This is a genomic window from Cognatundibacterium aquatile (assembly GCF_014699135.1).
Taxonomy (GTDB): domain Bacteria; phylum Pseudomonadota; class Gammaproteobacteria; order Burkholderiales; family Burkholderiaceae_D; genus Undibacterium; species Undibacterium aquatile.
Map to the genome: position 1 here is coordinate 873,882 of NZ_JACOFT010000002.1, position 23,353 is coordinate 897,234.

Consider the following 23,353-nt stretch of genomic DNA (forward strand, 5'->3'; position numbering starts at 1 on the left):
ACTCATCTGCGGCAATGCACACTAATCCTGCTTCACCTTCCCTCTCTTCTGCAATCACCGCAGAGATGCCGCGTGACCCCGCGTGGCGCAGCCGCATCACGCTGACCGTACTGGCGCTGATCGTGCTCTGGCCGACTTTGCTGCTGACCGAATTCCGCCCCTGGGCGCTGATCGATGCGCAAAGCCTGAGTGCCACCGGACGTTTCCTCGGCAATTTTTTCCCGCCGGCGCATGACAAAGAATTTTTACTGATCGTGCTGGAAGCGACCTGGCAAACCGTCGCGATGGCAACGGCCGGCGTCACTCTGGCAATCGCCGCCGCGATCCCGATGACACTGCTGGTGAATGAACAGTTATCGATTTCCCGTCTCGGCACTGGCCGCATGCATTTCGTTGCGCGCTTGCTGCGACAAAGTGTGCGCTGGCTACTGGTGTTATTGCGCAGTGTTCCCGAGCTGGTCTGGGCTTTGCTGTTCGTACGCATCGTCGGGCTCGGCCCCACCGCTGGCGTACTGGCAATCGCTCTCACCTACTGCGGCATGCTGGGGAAAGTTTATGCTGAAATCATCGAAGCCAGCGAACCACAGGCCACCCGCGTGTTACTCGAAAATGGCAGCTCGCGGTTGGCGGCATTTTTATACGGCACGCTGCCGAATGCGGCCTCAGAATTAGTGTCGTACACCGTCTATCGCTGGGAATGCGCGATTCGCGGCTCGGTCGTGATGGGCTTCGTCGGCGCAGGTGGATTGGGTCAGCGTATGGATGAATCGATGAAAATGCTGGCGGGTGCCGAAGTATCGACGATGCTGATCGTGTTCGTCTTGCTGGTTGCGGCGGCGGATGCGCTCAGTCAGTTTTTCCGCAAAGGTCTGGAATGATGAAACCGTCGTCTATCAACCAGGCAGATCCGCTTGCATTACCGCCAGCACCGGCGCTTATCAGTCGCAATACGGCACTGGTGTTGCTGACGCTATTGCTGCTGGTGGTCGCCAGTTTTTACAGTCTGCAAATCGACTGGCGCGCGCTGCTGAGCGAAGAGGCGATTCGTACTTCGGCAGAATTCTTGCGTGGTTTCACACCGCCGGATACCGGCAGCGGATTGTTGCATAAGGTATTTTTCGCGGCACTGGAAACACTGGCAATGTCCGCCCTCGGCACCTTAATTGCCGCCTTGCTGGGCTTATTGATGGCCTTACCTGCCAGCGGTCGTTTTGGCGGTGTCGCCATGCGAATTGCGCGACTGCTGTTGAATATCCTGCGGGCGATTCCCGAATTGGTGTGGGCGTCTATCATGCTGATCGCCGCCGGGCTGGGGCCCTTTGCCGGTACGGTTGCGCTGGCAGCGCATACCACCGGTGTACTGGGTCGCTTGTTTGCCGAAACTCTGGAAAACCTGCCGCCACATGCTGAAACGAGTCTGCGTACAAACGGCGTCAGCACTGGCAATGCGTTTCTGTATGCGACCTTGCCGCAAGGTTTGCCGCAAATGCTGTCATACACCTTGTATCGTTGGGAAAACAATATCCGCGCCGCCGCCATTCTTGGTGTTGTCGGTGCAGGCGGGCTCGGGCAAATGCTGAAATATCATCTGTCGCTGTTTCAGATGCCGACAGCGGCAACTGTCATTATCGCGATGCTGATACTGGTCGCGCTGGTGGATGCGCTGAGCTTTGCGATACGGCGCTGGCTGATGCGCTGATACTGCCTGAATGATTATCCGCCCGTGCGGACAACCCTGATTTTCTAAAAAATGGGGAGTATGTGCTGAAAACTGCTTATTCTCCTTGTAAATAAAGGGGCTTTAAAAATACTCCCCCCAGTATATTTTAGGGTAAAGAAGCCGGAATCCAGCCGGAATCAGCTCAAATACGCTAAGGACAATAGAAAAGGCTGCACAAGGCAGCCTTTTTGCAGAGGCTAGACAGATCAGGATTTACCCGCCGTAAAACCGCCATCGACCAGTAAATTGGCACCGGTCACAAAACTGGCTTCGTCACTCAGCAAAAACACGACCGCATTCGCCACCTCCTCAGGCCGCCCGAGGCGACCGACAGGATGCAGACTGATTAAAGCTTTGCGCATATTATCGTCAAGCAGCGACAGCAAAGGCGTGTCGATATAACCTGGCGCAACAGCATTTACCCGCACGCCTTTTGCCGCCGATTCCAGCGCCAGCGTGCGGGTCAGGTTAACCACGCCACCTTTCGCCGCAGAATAGGCCGCCGTCATGCTCTGACCGAACACACCGAGTATCGATGCGCAATTAACGATGCTGCCGCTGCCCTGCTGATACATCTGATGCAAGGCAGCGCGGGCAATCCGGAACACGCCCATCAGGTTGATATCGATCACGCGCAGAAACTCTTCATCGGTGTAGATATCCGCCGGGCTCAGGCCACCGATGCCGGCATTATTGAACACACCATCAACACTTCCGAGTGCCGCAACCGCCGCCGCAATCAATGCGTCGGCTTGCGCGGTCGAGCTGACATCCGCCGCGATAAACAGGCAGCGCGCCGTGAAGCGCGCGTCGAGATCACGCGCCAGTTGTTCATGGGCCGCACCCGGAAAATCAGAAATCACCACATTCGCGCCCTCTTGCAGACAACGCTCAGCCGTTGCCAGACCGATGCCGCTGGCACCACCAGTGATGATGATGTTTTTATCTTTCAAACGCATAATAGTTCTCCTGAAAATGCAAGATCACATCCTTGCTGAAGTCGCTGAATGGGCACGGCTGCATCATGTCAGATCGCATGCAACTGACCGCAATCCGATAATAAAACACACGATACCACCATCGCTGCGGTCTGTTTTGACGGGCGATAAATCAGCTGCGTCTGCATGCCTAGTTTTTCGGCTTTTTATTTCTGCTGCATTCGCTCTGCGGTAAAGGTTTGCGCTCCTGTTCAGGATCAAATTGCAGCAACGCAGATTTGGCCAACGCCACATCCTTGCTGAATTCGGTGATGTAGCGGCTGCGCTCTTCGCTGCTCCATTCGGCATCCGAAAACGTCTTCAGCGGATAGGTTTTGCTGACATAGGCGCTGCCTTCCAGACGCGGCATCAGCGCGCGGTCAGGATCGGTATTTTCTTTCAGCAAATACGCGTCAACATCACGCAAAGTCAGCGGCATTGCCGGTTGCTGGTCGCGCAGCAGATTACCAACGACTGTCAGCGAAATATCATTACTGCCCTGCGGCAGCAGGTCGTTAAAAGTCACCAGAGCAAAGGGCTTCCCTTTCGCATCATCGACACGGCCATTGACGATGTAACGCCCCGGCGTGTTAACGTTGGCTTTCAGGATAAATCTGAGTGAGCCACCTTCGGTCGATTCACGGATATTGCCGCTCCAGACAGCTGGTGTTTCCGACGAATAAATCACATCGAAAAACACGAAACCGGTCTGACCATTCACGACATAATTTAATTCTGTACGTATCGTGCCGTTGAAACTGGCGAACCCGGTCTGGGCTGGTGCCAGCATACCGCTGTAAATACCATCACCAGCAATCGCATCGCCCTCGCGGCCACTGTCAGACATAGGCACGGGCACCGGCGACGTCTCGCGACCACCGGCATACACCAGGCCACGGGCGATCGCTTTATCGACACTGAGTGCGAGCGGCTTGCCGCTGGTGTCGGTCGCTTTGATGGTGAATATGGCGGCTTCGCCAGCCGCCAGATAAACACGTGATTGCGTCGTCTGGATTTGAATTTCTTTGTCCGTACCGCCACCTTTTTTTCGCATGGGATGCGATTCTGCGACCGGTTGGTTAGGGTAAACCTGATCCGGATGTTCGCTCAGCGGGCGGGAGCTATTCGGGTAACGGGTTGATTCAACATAATTGCAAAGTACCTGATCGGCCTGTTCCAGTTGCGCGACCAACAGCTGGCGTTGTGCGTCTTTCGGTAAGACCGCTGCTGCTGGTTGTGCGCCAGCAGCAGCGGGCATCGCCAGAAAACGTTCATTCTTTGTTGTCGCTGCGGCGACCTGGCTGGCGGGTGCTTCAGGAAACCAGTTCCAGCCAGCAGCCATCACCACCACTACCAGCAGAGCAATGATGGCGATGAATTTATAGCGACTGAACCCACCAGCACCGGAAGATGAACCACCATCGACTGGTGGCTTACCTCGCCGGTGCTGAGGGCGTTCGGAGGATGCTGGCTTACGTAGCATTATTACGTCGCATTACTTACCATCGCCGCCCGCACGACAGAAATAATGCCTTGCCAGTTACTATTGGCGTAGTGATTGTAGGCTTCCGCATCATCCCTGAAACTGACCGAGTGATAACTCCATTTGACGGAACCGCCCTCATTCGCCGCCGTTCCCAGCGTCAGGTCATTGCATAGCCAGTCACTCGGATTGCATAAGGATTGTCCGGCGGAACCTGCCACACCACCTGTACTGTGATAAGCCACGGCCTCGTCATCCTGTCCGGGCAGAATTCCGGAATACACTGTGCCTTTGGCTCCGGCATACATATAAAACCAGACGTTACGGGTTTCATTATGGTTGTACATCGCTCTGGCGGTCGTCGTTTTCAGATCTTTCACCAATGGTTCTGATACCGCCCAGGAGCCGACATCAGATAGTTCCGAGCCGCCACCGGCGCCAGACGCCGTTCTGACCCACTTGATGTTCCAACCCACCTGTGTCGTGCCATCGCTGTTACCACACTGACCGGAGGAATTGGCCACGGCATTTTTCTTGGTACGTGTCGAGCCGCCATAGTTTGCCAGCGTATAGCCCAGCATCAGATCGCCAGCGCTGTGCGTCGCCACATAACACCAGTTACTGCCGGTACAGAAACAATCCAGCGCGTCGCGTATCTTGCTGTTTTGCGATGAAATACTGTTGTAGCCATCCCAGTTGACCGCTTTTTTATTCACGCCGGCCGCGGTGGAGGAAGGTCCCCAGTAGGTAAAACTGTTGTAGTCGCCAGCCACACCGCCACCGCCGCGACCATTAATCCACAAGGTGTAATTCGTGGCACTGGCGATGCTGGATAGCGCTGCCAGCGACAACAGCATCAGGGTAATCATTATCCGCATTAACTTCATCATTCAACTCCTTGTTGAGTGCTGCCTGGATGAAAAACCATGGAATACAGAGATCAGTAAACAAAAACAATCCAGCCGTCCGCCTCGCATAAATGCATAAGCTAAAGACCAATGATGCAGACAGGAAGATCGCAGCGCAGTATCGAAATCAACGTCGATGATGTCAACTTGCAATGCAACAAAATAACTTCATCTGATCGTACAGATCAAGGCCAGGGACAGCGACAAAACAGATAAAAGCACTATGAGGAAAGGAATTCATTCCGGACATTAGAGACCGGACTCTAAACAACACTTCGCAAAGCAGAAAGCTAAACGGTCAGCGCGAAAAACGTCGGTTACGTACAATAGTAAAATACCGCCGCCTCGCAGCAGATGCCAGTCAGATTCCAGACATTTTCTTTTACCGATCACCAGACCATCACCATGCACAAACCATTAAAACCAGCGAAATCTGCGAAACCATTAAGCGCGTTGATGAAGTACCTGCTTGTCATCACATCGGTCATGGAACTGGCGGCATGTACCAGCGCCTCATATCCACCGCTGCCCGTTGTCAGTGAAGTGAAGCTGCAACGCTATCAGGGAACCTGGTATCAGATCGCCCTGATCCCCAATCGCTTTCAATCCATGTGCGTCAGCGATACCACGGCGGAATATGTTCCACAGGGTGACAGCATTCGCGTGATCAATCGTTGTCGTAAAGCAGACCGCAGTATGGAAGAGGCTATCGGTGTTGCCGAGCCGGTCGCTGGCAGCAATAACGCAAAATTGCGTGTCAGCTTTTTCCGGCCTTTTTACGGCGATTACTGGATACTTGATCTGGACCCCGGATACCAATGGGTACTGGTTGGAGAACCATCCAGAAAATATGGCTGGATACTTGCCCGCACACCGACACTGAATCAGGAAACACTACAGCAGTTATGGAAAAAAGCCGAATCACTTGGCTACCGCCGACAAGATTTTCAGGTCAGCCCGCAGCAATCTGAAAAGTAAATACAACATTTCCTTCATGCTTTTTTTGGAGATCAGTACGCCTGATCAGAACACGACTGCGGCGGCGATACCAATAGACAAAAGTAAGCCATGTAAAGCTGCCGCGGCGATGGTCTGCTGTATTGCCGGTGTCAGCGACGACGGCGTCGCGGAATGTTGAATCAGGGTTCTGGCCGCCTGTAACGATAACGCTGTGGAAGCCAACGCCAGCAACGCAAGTCGCGGTAAAGCACCGACCCACACCGCTGCCGCGAGCCAGAGATATGCAGCCGCCGCGATGACAGCATATAGCCAGCGAGCCTTGTGATGCCCCAAACGTACAACCCAGTGACGTTTACCGGCAATGCCATCGGCCTTTTCATCCGGAAACTGATTGATGAACAAAAGATCTGTGACCAACAATGCGTAACTGGCAACCGCAATCAACGGCTTGACGGAGAATGTACCGCGCTGGACAACATCGCTCCCGATCGCAATCAGTGCAAACCCAGCCCAGACGCCGATTTCCCCCAGCCCTCGGCTATTCAGTTTGAACGGCGGTGCTGAATATGCCCAGCCTATGAATAAACCGGCAGCCCCTATCCATAGTAGCGCAGCGTCAGAAACCAACATCAGCCAGAGTCCGGCAACGACAACAAGCAACATCAGTATGCCGCCGAAGATTGCGGTTTCACGACGAGATAAGACGCCGTTCTGAATAAAGCGACTACCGCCGGTAAACGGGAAAATACGCTCATTGTTCGCGTCATCAGTGCCGTTCAGGGCATCGTAATAATCATTGAGGACGTTAATACCGGCATGAGCCACCAGACCAAACAACAAGCTCATTCCCGCCGTCAGCAAATCGATCGGCACGCGATCGGCATAAGCGCTGGCGAGGCCAATGAAACCTGCAAACAAGGTGACTGTCAGAAATGCTGGCCGCGTTGCCATCAGATAGCGCAGCACAGGATTGGCCATATTATTCAGATTGGGTTCAACAGCGGGCATAAGTCCTCAGAATAAACACGGTGCAGCCTGCGTTTTCCTACAAGCGCCAGGCTGAAACGAAAGCAGTAAAAACAATCAACGCGAAACAATGATTTTGCACTGCATCCGAGGCAAACAACGACAACAATGATTGTTATACATCAGCACTAAGCGCCTTAAAGAGTCGCCGTCGCCAACTTCAGGCCAAAACCGATAAACATCGCACCGACCCCGCACGACATGAGCGCAGAAAGCCGCCGGCGCTGACGGAAAGACTCCGCGAGTCTGGCACCGGCAAAAATAATCAACGTCAGATACGTAAAACTGGTCAACTGACAAATCAGCCCCAGAAGGCAATATGACAACAGTGGCGCATGAAATTCAGGATCAACAAACTGTATGAAAAAAGAGATGAAAAATAGTATCGCCTTAGGATTCATCAGGCTGATGATCAAAGCTTTTGCAAACGGGTCACCAGCCTGAATGGGAAGCACCTTTGCTGCGACCACCACCTGCCTCGTTTTCAGCATTTTCAGGCATTGCAGCAACATCTGAATACCTATCCAGCCGAGGTAAGCCGCGCCAACATATTTCACGGCATAAAACAAACCCGCATTACTTTTCAGCAGCGCCGCCATCCCTCCGGCAGACAGCACCATCAACACCAGATCACCGACAAATATTCCACAAGCACCGCGATACCCTGCACGCACGCCACGTTGCGCTGCGACGCTCAGTACATAAAGGGAATTGGGCCCCGGAAGCAAAACAATGAAGATTGTCCCTAACAGAAAAGTCCAGAAATCAGAAACGCCAAAGCTGGCGTGAATCAATGCATTCATTTGAAATGTCAAAGTGAAGAACGGTGAACGGTCGTCATCATAGCAGCGCCGGATCAAAGTACGTCGCCAGACAAGAAAAAATGAAAATAATCAGCGCGAACAAATCAGGGAGAAATAAAACACCTGTATCCGGATCAAATTTGCAGGACATAGCAAGCGACAACGTGCATTTAAGCAACACATTTTTATATAAAAGACTCACTTTTCCACGATCTGAACAGATAAAAACCAGCCCCACATTCAGGCTGCGCTTCATTGTTACGCGTTTCTACCAGACATTTAAAAATATCAACAAAAATGTTTTTCTTTTCACTATTGAAATTAACAATAAAAATATAGATAATCACGCAACGTTTACTAAAAAACAATTCAAACTAAGTCGAATAAGAATAATAAAAAGTTAGCAGTGTCCGCGTGAACTCAGAGAAAAAACACAATCATGTTACGAATTTTGTTCCGTTTAACATTTGTTTATTTCTCTGTTATCTGCTGCGGAGTCGCAGATGATTAACGCCGCATTAAGTCACCTCGCTGGACAACTGAATCAACAGTTCAAAAATAATTTTCAACTGATAGAAGATATTGCTGTTGTATCAAATCTCTTTGAAACAGATGGAACCGCAGCAGCGCAAGCCAATAATAAACTGGTACTGACACTGGTTAATATTGAAAAAGACACCCTGCCTTATCGCGCGAACCAGATAACGCGCACGCAAGATGAACGCCAGGTAGTACAAAGCAGCCCTTTATATCTGAACTTATATGTGATGATGGCGGCAAATTTCGGCGCAGGCAATTACGCTGAAGCACTTAAATCTATTTCTCAGGCAATCAGCTTTTTCCAGCAACAAGCCTCATTCGATCATAAAAACAGCCCGGGTCTCGATCCGCGTATCGAAAAGCTGATACTGGATATAGAAAATTTAAAAATTCCTGATTTGAATAATTTGTGGAGTCTGCTAGGCGGGCGCTACCTGCCGTCGGTTTTTTACAAAGTCCGCATGATTACCGTCGAGAGCGAGGCCATCATCGGTCAGGTACCGGTCATTACAAAAACGCAGCACTCATTTGAAGTGGGCATGCAATCGTGAGCGAATATCAACGCTTATTTACGATTTACGTACAGCATGATTTTTTCGATCAGGGAGCTGGTACACATATCCGTTTTGAGCCAACGAAGGAATGCGCCCTTTTCATGCAACGGGAAAATATCTTGCTGCGGAAAAGCCCTGATAGCGTAGAGATCTGGCTCGAAACCAGCGACATTGAAAATCAAGTCACAAGCTCTGAAAAATGGAACTTCTGCTTTGCCGTCTTTTCTGACGACCCATTAATGAATTTCTACACGCGCTGGCCAATGCCGCTACCGCTCTGCTTCAAAAATTCCGCAGCAACGGCTGACAGTGTGAACGAACTGCTGCATGCAGAAGAAATGGTCAACGAAAATGCCGCAAAAAAGAGCGCTTATGTCAGCACGAAAGAACCTCTGTTTCTAGCTTCGATAACGGATGACTTTCCGGTAAATACGAAAAAAATTGCTGCAAGAGAGTTCGGGATTCAGCTGGAAGCGCGCCCCATATATTGGAAATATTTTTTTTCCGGCGCTCTGGCATCGCGCAAATTAAAAATCATTGATTTAAACAGTAGCAATGAAGACGAAGGTATACGCTTCATCCCTTCGTCTCAGGTAGTTAGCAAGACCAGTGTTGCCTTCGTTTCTGAAGCGGCACTGCCGATGAGAAGCATTCCGTCACAACGTTTTCAACTGTGTGAAGAGGGTGTCACAGGAAAAGTATTAATGAAGCGATTACCAAATGCCAACGTGCAGCATATTGGCAAAGAAAGACGTCCCGACGGGCATTCATTCGTCGTTGCGGAAATTTATATTCATCAATAATTTTCAAAGGAATACATATGGCTGGCGCGTATAAAACCCCTGGTGTCTATATCGTAGAAAAAAATGCTTTTCCTAACTCAGTTGTCGAAGTTGCGACTGCAGTTCCTGCATTTATCGGATACACCGAAATAGCAAGTAACAAAGGAGCGTCGCTTAAAAATAAGCCCTGGCGCATTTCCTCCATGTCTGAATTCGTCAATTTCTTTGGTGGCGCTCCGAACGATAAGTTCGCCATCGATACATTCCCGAGTGAAGACGCCAATGTAAAAAATGCGCCTAACAGCGATTTCAGAATTGGCGACGACGAATATCAGTTACTTAACACCAAAAGTCGCAACTATCTCTACTACGGTATGAAGTTGTTTTTTCAGAACGGTGGTGGCGCATGTTACGTCGTTTCTGTTGGTGACTATCAGGCAAAAATCGAAAAAGCCGCTCTTGAAAGTGCATTTGACGAACTGCTCAAGGAACAGGAACCGACAATGATCGTCATTCCTGATGCGATGTCCCTCAGCATGGATGACTGCATTTCACTGCAACAGGCAAGTCTGATGCACTGCGGCGGAAAAATGAAGAATCGCTTCTCCATTCTTGATATTTATGACGGCTACAAAGATCGTCGTGACGATGGTGACTGCATCGCAAAATTCCGCAATGCTTTAGGCACCAGCTTTCTCGACTTTGGTTCTGCTTACTATCCCTGGGCAAACACATCCATCGTACAACTCTCTGATTTAGGTTTTTCCAATATCGCTGATCTCAAAAAATTGAGCGAATGCCTTAAAGCAGAAGTGAATATCAGCACCCTGCATCAGGATAAGAAGGATGCTTATAACGAGCAAATCGACAGCATAGAGTCAGTGCTGGCAGCAGCTGAAAAGCTGAAAGCCGATAAAAAAGCAACAGCAGAATCCGACTCGAAAAAAACCGCCGAAGACAGAGCGAAAGAAAGAGCCGCGTTAGAAGCAATGTCGGACGAAGATAAGAAAAAAGCGAAAGAAGACGCTGATAAAAAGACGAAAGCGGAGGCAGAAATCAGTTCAGCGCCTGCTGAATTGCACAAGACATTATTCACGATCAGCCCTTTGTACGTGAAAATTTTAAGTGCCATTCAGGTCAAGCTGAATCTGTTGCCACCATCAGCTGCCATGGCAGGCGTTTACACACTGGTCGATAATTCACGCGGTGTATGGAAAGCTCCAGCCAATGTCAGCCTGGCCTCGGTTGTTTCTCCTTCAGTCAATATCACCCACGACGAACAAGAAGATCTGAATGTCACTACCGCAGGTAAATCGATCAATGCGATCCGTAGCTTCATCGGCGAAGGAACGCTGGTCTGGGGTGCCAGAACCTTGGATGGCAATAGTCTTGACTGGCGCTATATCAACGTGCGTCGGACGATGATCATGCTGGAAGAATCCCTGCGTCTGGCAACGAAAGCTTATGTTTTCGAACCGAACGTCAGCGGCACCTGGGTGACGATCAAAAGCATGGCAAGCAATTTCCTGACAGGCATCTGGAAGCGCGGCGGCCTGGCCGGAGCAAGCCCGGAAGATGCATTCAGCGTGCATGTCGGCCTGGGAGAGACGATGACTGCTGAAGATATTCTGGAAGGCATTTTGCGCGTCACTATTCTGGTTGCACTGAGCCGCCCGGCCGAGTTCATTGAAATTACGTTCCAACAGCAGATGCAGAAATCTTAAAAATGCTTTTATAACGCAATACCGCGTCATTAATCAGCGTATTTTTTAAAGTTACTTTCTTAAAGAGGTTTGTTATGGCAGATGATGGATCTAAACAATCAGCGAATGTATGGCCTTTGCCAAAATTCTATTTCCGCGTGAAATGGGACTCCAATGAAATGTCATTCCAGGAGGTATCTGGCCTAGATGTTCAGTCAGAAGAAATTAAATACCGTCACGGAAACAGCCCTGTTTTCTCAGTGATTAAAATGCCCGGAATGAAAAAATACGGCAACATCACGATGAAAAAAGGCGTGTTTAAAGGTGATAACAAGTTCTGGGACTGGCTCAACAAAATTAAGATGAACACCATCAAACGTGTTCCGGTCACGATCAGTCTGCTTGATGAAGAAGGTAATGACACGATGGTATGGACTTTGACTAATGCGTGGCCAACGAAGATTTCAAGTACCGACTTGAAATCAGAAGGCAATGAAGTGGCGATCGAATCTATCGAGATTGTCCACGAAGGTCTGACTATCGCTAATAAATAAGCATTGATATGACTGGTGAATATTTCGAGGAAGGCTACCCTCCTGCCGCGTTTTATTTCACGGTTACCTTTGGTAACGGCGTACAGGTTCCTGATGCTTCCTTCAGCGAAGTATCAGGAATCAGTCTGGAGATGGAAACGGAAGCTGTTGTGGAAGGTGGAGAAAACCGCTTTGTGCATCAGCTTCCAAAGAGTATCAAACATCCTAACCTTGAATTGAAGCGCGGCATTTCCATGCTCAACTCGCCGTTGGTCAAATGGTGCAAAGATACATTGGAAGGTGCCTTTATCAAGTTGATCGTTCCTCAAACGATTATCGTTAAACTCAATGGCGCAGATGGACAAGTACTACGGGCATGGGCTTTCATTGATGCTTATCCCGTTAAGTGGGATGTCGAAGGATTTAACGCGACAAAAAATGAAGTGGCAATCGAGAAGATGACTTTTGCCTATACCTATTCGAAACGTAGTAAATGATCTGGCGAAATCATGTCGATAGAAATTAAAGAGCTGATTATCAAAACGACGATACTGAATCATCCTCAGAATAAGGAGGATGAAGTTATTGTGGATAAACAACTCATCAAAGACGAAATTCTGACGGAGCTCCGGCAGATGGTACAAAGTCTTCTACGTGAACCGAGGGAGCGCTGATCGTGTCCGGGCAAAAAACACTGCTCAAAATTTCAGGTTGCACCGTCGCTGAAAACGGATCTATCAGCGTTGATAGCAGCCGCCCATTTTTTGAGGCTCTGATTAACCCCTCAGGATACGGACATGATTTTTCTATCAAATATGCAAAAAACCAGACCTTGGGTCAAGCTGGAAATGAGGCAAAATTTCATGCCAGCCAGCCACAAAAACTCAATCTCAAAGAACTGATTTTGGATGGGACGGGTGTCATTCCCGGCACAAAAAAAACGGTAAAAGAACAAGTTCAGACTTTACGAAACACGATCTACAGCTATGTAGGAGTAAAGCATGAAACCCCTATTGTACAAATCGTGTGGGGCAGTCTGATTTTCTACGGGCGTGCAGAAGGAATGAAATTTGATTACACACTTTTCAAACCGAACGGTGAACCTCTGCGCGCAAAAATCACACTCAACTTTGTGGAGTACATCAGCCCAGGGGAAATGGGGAAAAAGAAGGCTGCAAGTTCGCCAGACCTGACTCATCTGATCACGGTCAAAGCTGGCGACACGCTGCCGCTTTTATGCGACAGGATTTACCGCGACAGTAGCTACTATATGGAAGTCGCTCGCATCAATGGTCTTAGTTCTTTTCGCAATTTAACACCCGGAACAACGCTTAAGTTTCCGCCATTGGCGAACTAAAGATATCCGACGATGCTGTTACTAATTTGAAATAAACAACCATGGCTAATTCTCCATTGAACGACAGTACAGGGGTTCTGAGTTTTCTGATTACCTGCGACGGTCAGAGCATGCCAGACCTGGTCAAAGTGGTCGCTATAGAAACCCGGCATAGTTTTAACCGGATTCCCTCTGCGACAATCACCATTCTGGATGGCGATATGCCAAACGGACACTTTCCTGTTGCCGATGCGGGGAATTTCAAACCCGGAACAAAAATCGTTATCAGTGCAGGCTATGACTCGAAAACTCAGGTGATCTTTGAAGGCATCGTTATTAAGCATGCCGTAAAAATTAATGGCGAAAATTATTCTCGACTCATTATCGAGTGTCGTGATAAGGCGTTAGCCATGACGGTTGGCCGCAAAAATGCCAGCTACGTCAACAAAACGGACAATCAAATCATTTCAACGCTGATCAGTAATCATGCGGATTTAAGCGCCACAGTCGATAGCACCAGTGTCACCTATAAAGAACTTGTTCAGTATTACGTGACGGATTGGGATTACATGATGGCGCGCGCTGAAGTGAATGGCTTGCTTGTCAATGTTGACGCAGGAAAAGTGAGTGTCGCAGCGCCTGCAACCAGCGGAAGCCCTGTTCTCACTCTGACTTACGGTGTCGATCTGCAGGAATTCCAGGCGGAACTCGACTCCTGCTGGCAATTGAGTAGCGTCACCAGCACCAGCTGGGATCTGGCAAAGCTAGCCATCGTGCAGCAAACCGCACAACCGGAAAAACTAACTGGTCAGGGGGATCTTGATTCAAAGACGCTTGCAACAGTACTGAATGCCGGTGATTTTGGTTTGCAAACCGCGGCACCGTTGGAAAGCGACGCCTTAACAGCCTGGAGTAAAGCGCAGCAAACCAAAGCAGCACTCTCACGGATCCGTGGCCGGATGCAGTTTCAGGGAAGCGCGCTGGCAAAACCGGGCGTGTTACTGGAACTGAAAAGCGTAGGAAAACATTTCAATGGAAATGTCATCGCGAGCAATGTCATTCACAGTATCAGTGACGGCAACTGGGTCACCGAAGTTGAATTCGGTATGCCGACATATTGGTTTACCGAAGAACATCAGATACAAGCGCCAGAGGCGGCGGCATGGACCGCTGGCATTAGCGGATTACACATAGGTATCGTGCTGAAACTCGATGCCGACCCTGAAGGTCAATACAAAATACAAGTTTCGATCCCATTAATGAATGCGGCTACCGTTGGTGTCTGGGCGCGGTTTTCGAGCTTTTACGGCTCATCGGGTTTTGGCGCATTCATTATTCCGGAAATTGGTGATGAAGTCATTCTGGGGTTCTTTAATAATGATCCATCCTGCCCCGTTATTCTCGGTAGTCTGTACAGCAGCAAACATGTACCACCATATGAGCTGGCAGCAGAAAATAATTTTAAAGCGATCGTCACACGCAGCAAACTGAAACTCGAGTTTGACGAGGAAAAGAAAATTATTACCTTGATTACACCGGGTAAAAATAAAGTCGTCATCAGTGACGAAGATAAATCCATCCTGCTTCAGGATCAGAACAATAACAAGGTCGAGCTGAGCCCGAGCGGCATTTTGTTGGATAGTCCCAAAGACATCACCATCAATGCCAAAGGAAAAGTAGCAATTTCAGCTGTACAAAATGTCGAAATTACCGCGCAAATGGATGTCAAAACCACAGGTCTCAATATCAATAGCACAGCCAACGTCAGCTTAGTCGCCAAAGGAACCGCCAGCGCAGAGCTGTCTGCTGCTGGTCAGACTACGGTAAAAGGCGCCATGGTCATGATTAACTAAACTGAAGAAAGTCACAACCATGCCTCCTGCCGCAAGAATAACCGACATGCATGTTTGTCCCATGGTGACTCCGGGTCTGCCACCGATCCCGCATGTCGGAGGACCAATTTCCGGACCTTGTGTACCGAATGTGCTTATAGGCGGCTTACCGGCAGCCGTGGTCGGAGACCTATGCGTCTGCGTTGGTCCTCCAGACAGCATAGTTAAAGGTAGCGCAACAGTCATGATCAGCAGCCGCCCGGCAGCGAGAATCGGCGATACGACCGCGCACGGTGGAAATATCGCGCTTGGTTTTCCGACAGTCATGATCGGTGGCTGATTTTATTCGGGAGATAAAATGAATCAAAACATATCATTTCTTGGCACAGGCTGGAATTTCCCTCCCGAATTCTCAAAGCGTGGCAACGTGATCATGGTCAGTGCAGAAGAAGATATCAGGCAAAGCTTGTTCATATTGCTGTCAACCTCACCTGGCGAACGTGTAATGCAACCCAATTTTGGTTGCGGACTGAAAAATCAGGTCTATGAAAATATCAATGAAAGCACTGTAACGATCCTGAAAGACATGATCGGGCGCGCGATACTGTTTTATGAACCGCGTGTGATTCTTGAAAATATTGTGACCGATGCGGCTGAGACTTACGAAGGTAAGTTGAACTTCACGATTTTCTATACGATCATCAGCACCAACACCCGTCACAATATTGTCTACCCCTTCTACTTGCGTGAAGGCACCGATGTGCAACTCTAAGCCCGCATCAGGATCGGTATGAAGTCACATTTAATGATCAGCGATGGCCGCAGTCAGTCGCAGCGCCAGTTACCGGCATTAAGTGGAGATTACTTCCATATCAACGAGATGCGCTTTGAACAACTCCTCGCTATCGCAAGTGAATATGCACGCCTGATGCATTTTTATCAGCCTGATCTCAATACCGATGGCGACTGGTACCAGTTCTTCGCTGCGGATGAAACGGTGTTGATAGCGACTATATTGGCTGTTGACACACAATTTCTCTCAAAGCAGTTTGAACATCGATTGCAAAGCGAACCGGATTATAGCGACTGGTTCCGTACCGACATCGCAACAAAGTTGGACGCATCGTATCGGGATCTGATTAACTCGCCATTACTGGTTCTCCGTTTACTGAATCAGTGGCTGACCGCATTCAGCCTTTTACCAAATAATCTCACCAGCCAAGCCAAAACCTTATTGGAAGGGATATTGCGTGGTCTGAAATGGGAAATTCAAAGCCTGATCAACAGTACTCCCGCAGAACTGAAAGTCTATGTGAATGCTTTGTTCAGCAAACAATTTAAAGAACTCGTTGAATGGCCAGCAAACTCAGTAACCGTAAATTCACCGGTAGAAAAACTAACTGTTTCAACGACGCAGATTCGTCATAATTTCCATACGCTGAATCTGGCAATCAACATGTTGCAAAACGGGGTAAAGAAACTATTACCAACGTCCATTACTAGCGGTAATCACGATCCGGCTATCAGCTTATTAATCAGTTTCATACGTCTTTTTGAAAAACTAAAAAAGCGGATTAATCGGTTCAGCGATAAGCATATCGATTTTTATTATGGCCAGGTTCTCGGTATGGAGCCGCAACGGCAACAACCAGACAGCGCGCATATCGTCGTCAAAACCAATACAGCCGTACGCCAGATTTTCATCGAAAAAGGAACAGAGTTCATCGCCGGAAACGATACTGCGCAACGCGACATTGTTTACAAAGCGGATAGCAGCGCTCAGCTCAGCGATGCAAAAATTGCGGCGATACACACACTTTTTTTCGATAAGCATGCGTCGGCATCTCAATTACTGAGCACGCAATCAGCCTATTTGCGCACGATAGCGCCGCCACCGCCGGATGGAGAACAATCCCTGCATGAAAGTCTGCCGCCCCTTCCTCTGATGGGTGCGCCGAAACCCGGGGAACACGTATCAGGAGGAGGCGCAGCTCGTTTTGGTTTTGCGATTGCAAGCCATACGTTGCTGATGCACGAGGGCGAGCGTACCGTATGCCTCACATTCCAGTTCCGTAATAACAGCAAATATACCCTTGAGTCCAGTCTGAAAGAAATTGCCAATCAGATTTTGAAACAGGAAAAACATACACAACATGGGCAGACGTCACGGCTAAGGAATGTCGACGTGTTTGTGAAGCTCGTCCGCAGTATGTTTCGTCTCTCACTGACCAGCGCCACTGGCTGGCACCAGATCACTGAATATCGTCCTGAATACCAGGGATTAAATGCTGAATTAAGCGCCAACTGCCTGACCATTACATTCACCCTGCCCGCCAGCGCTCCGGCGATCACAGAATACCAGGAGAGTATTCACGGAGCTGGGTTCCAGACAGCCCTTCCTGTTCTGTGGGGAGAAATGACACAGAATGAATATGCCTATCCCTACGATATTTTAAGTCAGTGGTTTCTTGACGAGATTCATATCGACGTGCACGTCAATGGATGCCGTCAGCTTGTATTGCATAATCACATAGGACAGGTCAGTACACTCGCACCTTTTTTACCATTTGGCCCCCTTCCCGATATCGGCTCTTACTTAGTTCTGGGTTGCGAAGAAATATTGAGTAAACAACTACGTGATCTTTCAGTTGAAGTTGAGTGGGCCGGATTACCAAGCTCTCCCGGGGGATTCGTCAGCTATTACAGTGCTTATGATTCACCGCTCCAATCCGGCGCAGTGCAGATAAAAATGTCGGTATTGGTCGATGGCAAGTGGATCAGCGCAAGCGTCAATGACAATCTGTTCCAGCATCAAACGAATGACGATGGAACGCATAGCAATCAAGTGCGTACTGAAAACCGTCTCAGTTTTCGTTCAGTTATTCCATTCTATAAACAGAGCTTACCAACACCTCAGGCAACAGCAAGTACGGCGTTCAGCTATACGTCAGCAACCATGAACGGTATGTTCAAAATCAGTCTGAATGCTCCCGATGGTGCTTTTGGCCATCAGGAATATCCACATTTGCTATCGCAAACGCTGACAAGTAATGCGCAAACCAAAAAAATAAATCTGAGAAAAGCCTTACCTAATCCACCCTACACGCCACAAATCAGCCGTATTGTTTTGAACTACGAGGCCTGTTCGAAAATAAGCTTCGAACACAATAAATCAGAAATACATTCTTTTTTTTCTGAACAATTTATTCATCTCCACCCCATCGGTTACGAGGCGATTCAGATTCACGATAACAAAGATGTTGCCTTGATTCCTGACTACGATGCAACAGGAAATTTATTGATTGGTTTAACTGCACAACGTCTTTCCGGTCCGTTGAGTCTCTATTTCTATTTACGTGAAGACTCGCTGCCAATGACAAAGATTGCAGATGCCAATCTGACCTGGTCGTATTTATCATCCAATCGCTGGAAAAAATTACAGCAGGCACAAATTCTGGATGACTCCACGCAAGGATTCATGACCAGTGGCATCGTGCAATTGCAGTTACCCGATGATATCGACAGCGATCATACGGTGATGCCAAATGATATGTTCTGGCTGAAAGTCACGGCGCAGCGCGGGCTGGAACGGTTTTGCAGCCTGTACGGTATCTATACTCAGGCAATCAAAGTCACGTGGGATGCAGATCAGGGGCAAAAACTGACCTCCGTATTACCAGCATTCAGCATCAACAAAAGCCGCAAGAATATTGCCGGTATCGACCAGATACTACAAATCAGATGCAGTTTTGATGGGAAATCAGAAGAAAGCGTTTCACAATTCAGAACACGGGCGAGCGAACGTCTGCGCCATAAAAATCGCAGCCTGACTGCATCGGATTATGAATCGCTGATTCTGGAAAAATTCCCTCAGGTCTATAAGGTAAAGTGTTTTTCCAACCTGTGTACAGATCATGGCTCACGCAGACAGATACGGCCAGGGCATATTCTCATCGTCCCTATTCCCCACTTAAATCAGGGCGGGCATAGCAATCAGAAACCTAATCTGAGCGGACATCTGATACATGAAATTCAGAGCTTCATCAAAACTTACGCCCCGGCTGACGCGACCATCAGTGTAGAAAATCCGGTGTACGAAGAAATACAAGTGCGTTGCACTATCAAACTGAAAACAGAGTTCAATAACAGCCGTTTTGGCGGACGTTATATCGAGCAGATTAATCAGGCTATTTGCGACTACCTCTCACCATGGAATGTACACGGCCAGCATCGGCATTTCGGGTGGTCGATACAGCAGCATAACGTCGTTTCATTTCTGCATGATCTTGAATATGTCGATGAAGTCAGCGGCGTATCCATGTTGCAAATTTGCCCGGTCGGCAGCTCTGCAGAACTATTGTACGCATTAAAAGATAACGCCAATTTTTTACATCAGGAGAAAGACCTGCAGCCAAGTTATCCATGGAGTATCGCGGTACCAATTAACGATCACTGGATAGTCATTGCCGACAAACCCGGACAACACTCCGCGAAAGCCATTGGCATCAATGAGCTCAAAGTAGGTTCCACATTCATTATTCCAGCGAGAACAGAGACATGACCCGAAGAACGCGTCAAATGCTACAAGAGCAGTTTAAATATGGAAAAATGCCGACTGAGGAAGATTTTTCCGACTTAATCGAATCCATGCTGAACATGCTGGATGAAGGTTTCGATAAAACACCAGAAGCAGGATTCAAAGTCGCGCAACTACGCGATGGAAAACTGGTCAGTTTTTACAAGGACATTAATATCGGGAATGCGCTCTGGTCTCTTGGGCTGGAAAAATCCAGCGATAATCTGAGTATTCAGGATGCCCGCAATCAGGCACTTCTGACCTTATCCAGCACAACCGGCGCCGATGGCGTACATCGCACGGCAGTAGGCATTCGTAAAACCCAACCGCAGCACGAGCTGGATGTTGCTGGCTGTATTGCATCTCACGGCCGCATCGGGCGCGAGGGAGAATTAGCTGTGCCAGCCGATGGTCGCTGGTATGACATTACGGAAATGATGACAGGCTGCCAGGCATGGGAAGTGATCGCAGGAGCAGGAGCAAAAGACAGCGATGGCCGTTATGCGCTGACCCATGCATTTGCATTAAATGCGTTTAATGCAAACGGCAGCATCACTTATCATCAGACACATTTCGGCAACAAATGCAGCCGGATCGAACTTCGATGGATCAATGACAATCCAGAGAAACCATTTGAATTTAAATTACAGATGCGTGTTGGTTGCAGCTACGGTGATGATGTATGGATTAAATATCATCTGACCCAACTCTGGCTGGATACCTTGATGTTAGAAAGCGATCAGAAGCCATTACGTCAGCCGGTTCCTCAGTACGATGACAAAGGTAAGGTTAAAAATTAATCTATGAAAGATTTAATTTCATTCTCTTTGAGTCTTGCACAGGGCAATCTGATACTGGAAGCACTGGTTGAACGGCCATTTAAAGAAGTTTTTGAAACGATAGGACATCTGAACCAGCAGGCGGCAGCAAGCTTTCCCGAAGGATCGGATGAAGACGATATCGGTACCATCAACGTCAGCGCCAGTCAGTTGCGTCTGATTCTGAGTGTGCTGGGGGAAATGCCCTACAAGCGTGTCAGTGCCCTGTTACACAGCATGCACCAGCAAATGCAGGAGGCAAAGGAAAGTGATCAGTAAAGATCACATTAATCGTCTGCAAGCAGATCCTGACGGCCTCGACTTCGATGGTCTCAGGATGCAGGGTCTCGAGCTTTTGCAAAGTTTGTCCAAAGAAAAATGGACAGATTACAATTTGCACGACCCTGGCGTCACTCTGCTGGAATTACTTTGTTATGGCCTGACCGATCTGGTCTACCGCACCGATTTTGACGTCAGCGACTTTTTATGCGGACAGGACGGCGGTATCGATTACAAAACCTTAGCGCTCTATGCACCGCAAGAGATTTTCGTCAATCAAGCGCTGACTGATCTTGATTTTTGTAAATTAATTTACGACAGCTTGCCAGAAGTAGAGGACGTGTGGATATTGTCAGCAAATGATGATCACCCGATACCGGGTATGTTTTCCGTCTTCATCAAACCCCACGAATCCTTATTCCTTCCAAGTAAAAAAGATACTCGTCAGGTGCAGCAAACCTTACGCAATGATGTCATCCGCTTGTTATCAGAACATCGCAACCTCTGCCGCGACATTGATGAGATCCACGTCGTCACTCCGCAAGCCTATACATTAGCTGGTGAAATCGAAATTGATGATAGCCGTCCGCGTGCTGAAATTTACGCCGATATTTACTTCCGCTGCGCAAAACTGATAACCGCAGGCAGCCAGATTTTACGTTTTGAAGACGCCATACATCAGGGGCTGCGATGGGAGGAAATTCTGTGCGGGCCTTTGACAACCCATGGATATATCAACGAAAGAGATTTTTCCCAGGAAAATTATGACATTGATGTCATGAAGCTGATTACTTTAGTGCGTCATATTCCAGGCGTAAAAAATGTCAAATCGCTGTTTCTGGTCGATGAAAACGGGACTAACCTGGAACTGGTGCATATCGGCCACAAAGATATCAACTGTCCGGCATTGCACTTCGTTGAACAAAGCGAAAAAATACATGCCCTGCGTCTGGTGCATGGAAGAACCACGTCGCTGGACGCGAGTCATGATGATGAAAAAACCGTTCAGAAAAGCACTCTGCAAAACAAATATGAAACCCGGGAGTTCGGCGAACAAATCGCTTTGTATTTAAAAAAATATGAATTTGAGCACAATGCATTTCGCCGCAACAAAGGAAAAATCGATCACATCATACAACTGCCTCAAGGGCAGCACCGCGACTTCGCACAATACAGTTCGCTTGGTGAAAATACTCCTGCAATCTATGGTATCAATCACTACGGCGTACCAAAGTCAGAGCCACCAGAGGTTCATGCCAGAGCACGACAATTAAAGGCCTACCTTTATCCGTTCGAACAAATGATGGCGAATTACTTTGCCTCATTAGAAAACATACGTAGTCTTTATTCCATCGATAAAATGCTGGATCGCAGTTATTTTTCGCAGTTTCTTACGAATGCAGAAATTCCTGACATCAAGCATTTATATACATTAAAAGCAAACGAGTCAGAAGTCGCAAAAATTATTGCTGGACAAGATAACATCTATGACAGACGCAGCCGTGTACTGGACTCATTGCTCGCCATCTACGGCGAAGAATTTCCCACGGAAGACCTGCGACGCTATAACTACTATCAAAACGAAAAGCTGGAACAGGATCTGATTAACAACAAAATACATTTTTTAAAACACCTGTGTGAACTCAGCAGCCGACGCGGTAGTGCGATCAATGTTCAGAAAGAATGGAGTGTTGAAAGCCTTACTCCTTTACAGAAACGTCTGCAAATTCTGACCGGTTCAGTTAATGACAAAAAAGTAAATTCATTAACGGAAGCACTCCGGGGAAAAATTAAATTCATCAGCAATAGCCGTTATAAAGACGGACGTCTAAAGCAAGTCAACGCCCCCAACACAATTGCCTACGAAAATACCAAAGCGCTTGCTAAACCTGCTGACTACGTGTCTGATCCGGCATTTGCCCTTCCTGGCATGGAAGTATGCGAATACTTGCTGCGTGCCGGAGTCGATTGGGCTAGCTTCCGATCCCTGTCCGCTGGACGTACGCATGCATGGTTATGCCTGACTGTGCAGACGGAAGAAATCTGGCCTCTTCTTCTTTTGCCGACCGAAAAAATCAGTCTGTATGCGCAACACATGCAACATGCCTTAATCCAGCTAAGTATGGATTGTGAAGGATTTCATGTTGTCGAGCACATCTTACTGCGCCCGCGCGGTGAGAACACTCATCGTAAGATTTCACATGATTTTTATGCCCATCGCGTCAGCATTATCCTGCCGGGATTTACCGCAAGATATGCTGATCAAAAATGTCGCAACTGGATAGAAAATCTGATTGCGCAACATCTTCCCGCACACATCATGCCGGAATTTTTCTGGTTAGAATTTGCCTTTCTGGCGCAATTTGAACTGCGTTATAAAAATTGGATGAGCGCACTAAAAACTTTTGCGCTGGCGGGCTATAAAGCTGACGCTCAAGAGCTGGATAATAAAGCGGGCGATCTGATTGAGTTTTTGAAAAAAAATCGTCATCAGCAACCCAGACATTTCTGGATATAAGCAAA

At 48.3% G+C, this 23,353-nt stretch carries 22 protein-coding genes; 17 read left to right on the forward strand and 5 right to left on the reverse strand.

Annotation, left to right across the window (positions count from 1 at the left end):
• Positions 1-14: 14 nt before the first annotated feature.
• Both H8K26_RS08410 and phnE read left to right on the forward strand, forming a co-directional pair.
• A complete protein-coding gene (locus H8K26_RS08410) occupies positions 15-878 on the forward strand; it encodes a PhnE/PtxC family ABC transporter permease (protein ID WP_223826896.1) in 864 nt (287 codons plus the stop codon).
• A complete protein-coding gene (phnE, locus tag H8K26_RS08415) occupies positions 878-1,699 on the forward strand; it encodes a phosphonate ABC transporter, permease protein PhnE (RefSeq protein WP_190478864.1) in 822 nt (273 codons plus the stop codon). The genes H8K26_RS08410 and phnE overlap by 1 nt, the downstream gene beginning before the upstream one ends.
• Before the next feature lie 227 nt (positions 1,700-1,926).
• Here the strand turns inward: phnE and H8K26_RS08420 are convergent, their stop codons facing one another.
• The 3 genes from H8K26_RS08420 to H8K26_RS08430 form a co-directional block, all read right to left on the reverse strand.
• Entirely contained in the window at positions 1,927-2,679 is a 753-nt protein-coding gene (locus H8K26_RS08420; protein WP_190478716.1) for an SDR family NAD(P)-dependent oxidoreductase, read from the reverse strand.
• 169 nt (positions 2,680-2,848) lie between these two features.
• The gene (locus H8K26_RS08425) at positions 2,849-4,180 is read right to left on the reverse strand and encodes a choice-of-anchor X domain-containing protein (RefSeq protein ID WP_190478718.1); all 1,332 of its coding nucleotides are present in this window, start codon (positions 4,178-4,180) and stop codon (positions 2,849-2,851) included.
• Between the two features lie 2 nt (positions 4,181-4,182).
• Positions 4,183-5,070 carry a hypothetical protein gene (locus H8K26_RS08430; RefSeq protein ID WP_223826897.1) on the reverse strand — a complete coding sequence of 296 codons (888 nt, stop codon included), beginning with the start codon at positions 5,068-5,070 and terminating at the stop codon, positions 4,183-4,185.
• A 372-nt stretch (positions 5,071-5,442) separates the two neighbouring features.
• Between H8K26_RS08430 and H8K26_RS08435 the strand changes: the two genes are divergently transcribed.
• Positions 5,443-6,066 (forward strand): lipocalin family protein, encoded by a 624-nt coding sequence (locus H8K26_RS08435; protein ID WP_223826898.1) that lies wholly within the window; start codon positions 5,443-5,445, stop codon positions 6,064-6,066.
• A 45-nt stretch (positions 6,067-6,111) separates the two neighbouring features.
• On the opposite strand, the gene H8K26_RS08440 is transcribed toward H8K26_RS08435, so the two are convergent.
• Both H8K26_RS08440 and leuE read right to left on the reverse strand, forming a co-directional pair.
• Positions 6,112-7,056 carry a prenyltransferase gene (locus H8K26_RS08440; RefSeq protein WP_190478720.1) on the reverse strand — a complete coding sequence of 315 codons (945 nt, stop codon included), beginning with the start codon at positions 7,054-7,056 and terminating at the stop codon, positions 6,112-6,114.
• Between the two features lie 155 nt (positions 7,057-7,211).
• Positions 7,212-7,877, reverse strand: coding sequence for a leucine efflux protein LeuE (gene leuE / locus H8K26_RS08445; RefSeq protein ID WP_190478722.1), 666 nt, complete (start codon positions 7,875-7,877; stop codon positions 7,212-7,214).
• 503 nt (positions 7,878-8,380) lie between these two features.
• On the opposite strand from leuE, the gene H8K26_RS08450 reads away from it, so the two are divergent.
• From H8K26_RS08450 to H8K26_RS08515, 14 genes are all read left to right on the forward strand, one after another.
• The gene (locus H8K26_RS08450) at positions 8,381-8,968 is read left to right on the forward strand and encodes a Pvc16 family protein (protein WP_186883734.1); all 588 of its coding nucleotides are present in this window, start codon (positions 8,381-8,383) and stop codon (positions 8,966-8,968) included.
• Positions 8,965-9,774 (forward strand): hypothetical protein, encoded by an 810-nt coding sequence (locus H8K26_RS08455; protein WP_190478723.1) that lies wholly within the window; start codon positions 8,965-8,967, stop codon positions 9,772-9,774. Before H8K26_RS08450 ends, H8K26_RS08455 begins: the two co-directional genes overlap by 4 nt.
• A gap of 17 nt (positions 9,775-9,791) precedes the next feature.
• Positions 9,792-11,477 carry a phage tail sheath family protein gene (locus tag H8K26_RS08460; protein WP_190478725.1) on the forward strand — a complete coding sequence of 562 codons (1,686 nt, stop codon included), beginning with the start codon at positions 9,792-9,794 and terminating at the stop codon, positions 11,475-11,477.
• 74 nt (positions 11,478-11,551) lie between these two features.
• A complete protein-coding gene (locus H8K26_RS08465; RefSeq protein WP_186883737.1) occupies positions 11,552-12,010 on the forward strand; it encodes a phage tail protein in 459 nt (152 codons plus the stop codon).
• An 8-nt stretch (positions 12,011-12,018) separates the two neighbouring features.
• Positions 12,019-12,486 carry a phage tail protein gene (locus H8K26_RS08470; protein ID WP_186883738.1) on the forward strand — a complete coding sequence of 156 codons (468 nt, stop codon included), beginning with the start codon at positions 12,019-12,021 and terminating at the stop codon, positions 12,484-12,486.
• 12 nt (positions 12,487-12,498) lie between these two features.
• Positions 12,499-12,663: a DUF5908 family protein gene (locus H8K26_RS08475; RefSeq protein WP_186883739.1), complete on the forward strand. Its 165-nt coding sequence runs from the start codon at positions 12,499-12,501 to the stop codon at positions 12,661-12,663.
• Between the two features lie 2 nt (positions 12,664-12,665).
• Complete coding sequence (locus H8K26_RS08480; protein WP_317889261.1) at positions 12,666-13,346, forward strand: CIS tube protein; 681 nt, start codon at positions 12,666-12,668, stop codon at positions 13,344-13,346.
• 41 nt (positions 13,347-13,387) lie between these two features.
• A complete protein-coding gene (gene vgrG / locus H8K26_RS08485) occupies positions 13,388-15,178 on the forward strand; it encodes a type VI secretion system tip protein VgrG (protein ID WP_190478727.1) in 1,791 nt (596 codons plus the stop codon).
• A 46-nt stretch (positions 15,179-15,224) separates the two neighbouring features.
• Entirely contained in the window at positions 15,225-15,497 is a 273-nt protein-coding gene (locus tag H8K26_RS08490; protein WP_223826899.1) for a PAAR domain-containing protein, read from the forward strand.
• Positions 15,498-15,515: 18 nt separating this feature from the next.
• On the forward strand, positions 15,516-15,929 hold the full coding sequence (locus tag H8K26_RS08495) for a GPW/gp25 family protein (RefSeq protein ID WP_190478729.1): 414 nt from the start codon (positions 15,516-15,518) through the stop codon (positions 15,927-15,929).
• Between the two features lie 18 nt (positions 15,930-15,947).
• The gene (locus tag H8K26_RS08500) at positions 15,948-19,718 is read left to right on the forward strand and encodes a baseplate J/gp47 family protein (RefSeq protein ID WP_190478731.1); all 3,771 of its coding nucleotides are present in this window, start codon (positions 15,948-15,950) and stop codon (positions 19,716-19,718) included.
• Positions 19,715-20,533, forward strand: a complete 819-nt coding sequence (locus H8K26_RS08505) for a hypothetical protein (protein WP_186898446.1) — start codon at positions 19,715-19,717, stop codon at positions 20,531-20,533. The genes H8K26_RS08500 and H8K26_RS08505 overlap by 4 nt, the downstream gene beginning before the upstream one ends.
• A gap of 3 nt (positions 20,534-20,536) precedes the next feature.
• Positions 20,537-20,830, forward strand: a complete 294-nt coding sequence (locus tag H8K26_RS08510) for a hypothetical protein (protein ID WP_190478733.1) — start codon at positions 20,537-20,539, stop codon at positions 20,828-20,830.
• Positions 20,820-23,348 (forward strand): hypothetical protein, encoded by a 2,529-nt coding sequence (locus H8K26_RS08515; protein WP_190478735.1) that lies wholly within the window; start codon positions 20,820-20,822, stop codon positions 23,346-23,348. Before H8K26_RS08510 ends, H8K26_RS08515 begins: the two co-directional genes overlap by 11 nt.
• The last annotated feature ends 5 nt before the right edge of the window (positions 23,349-23,353 follow it).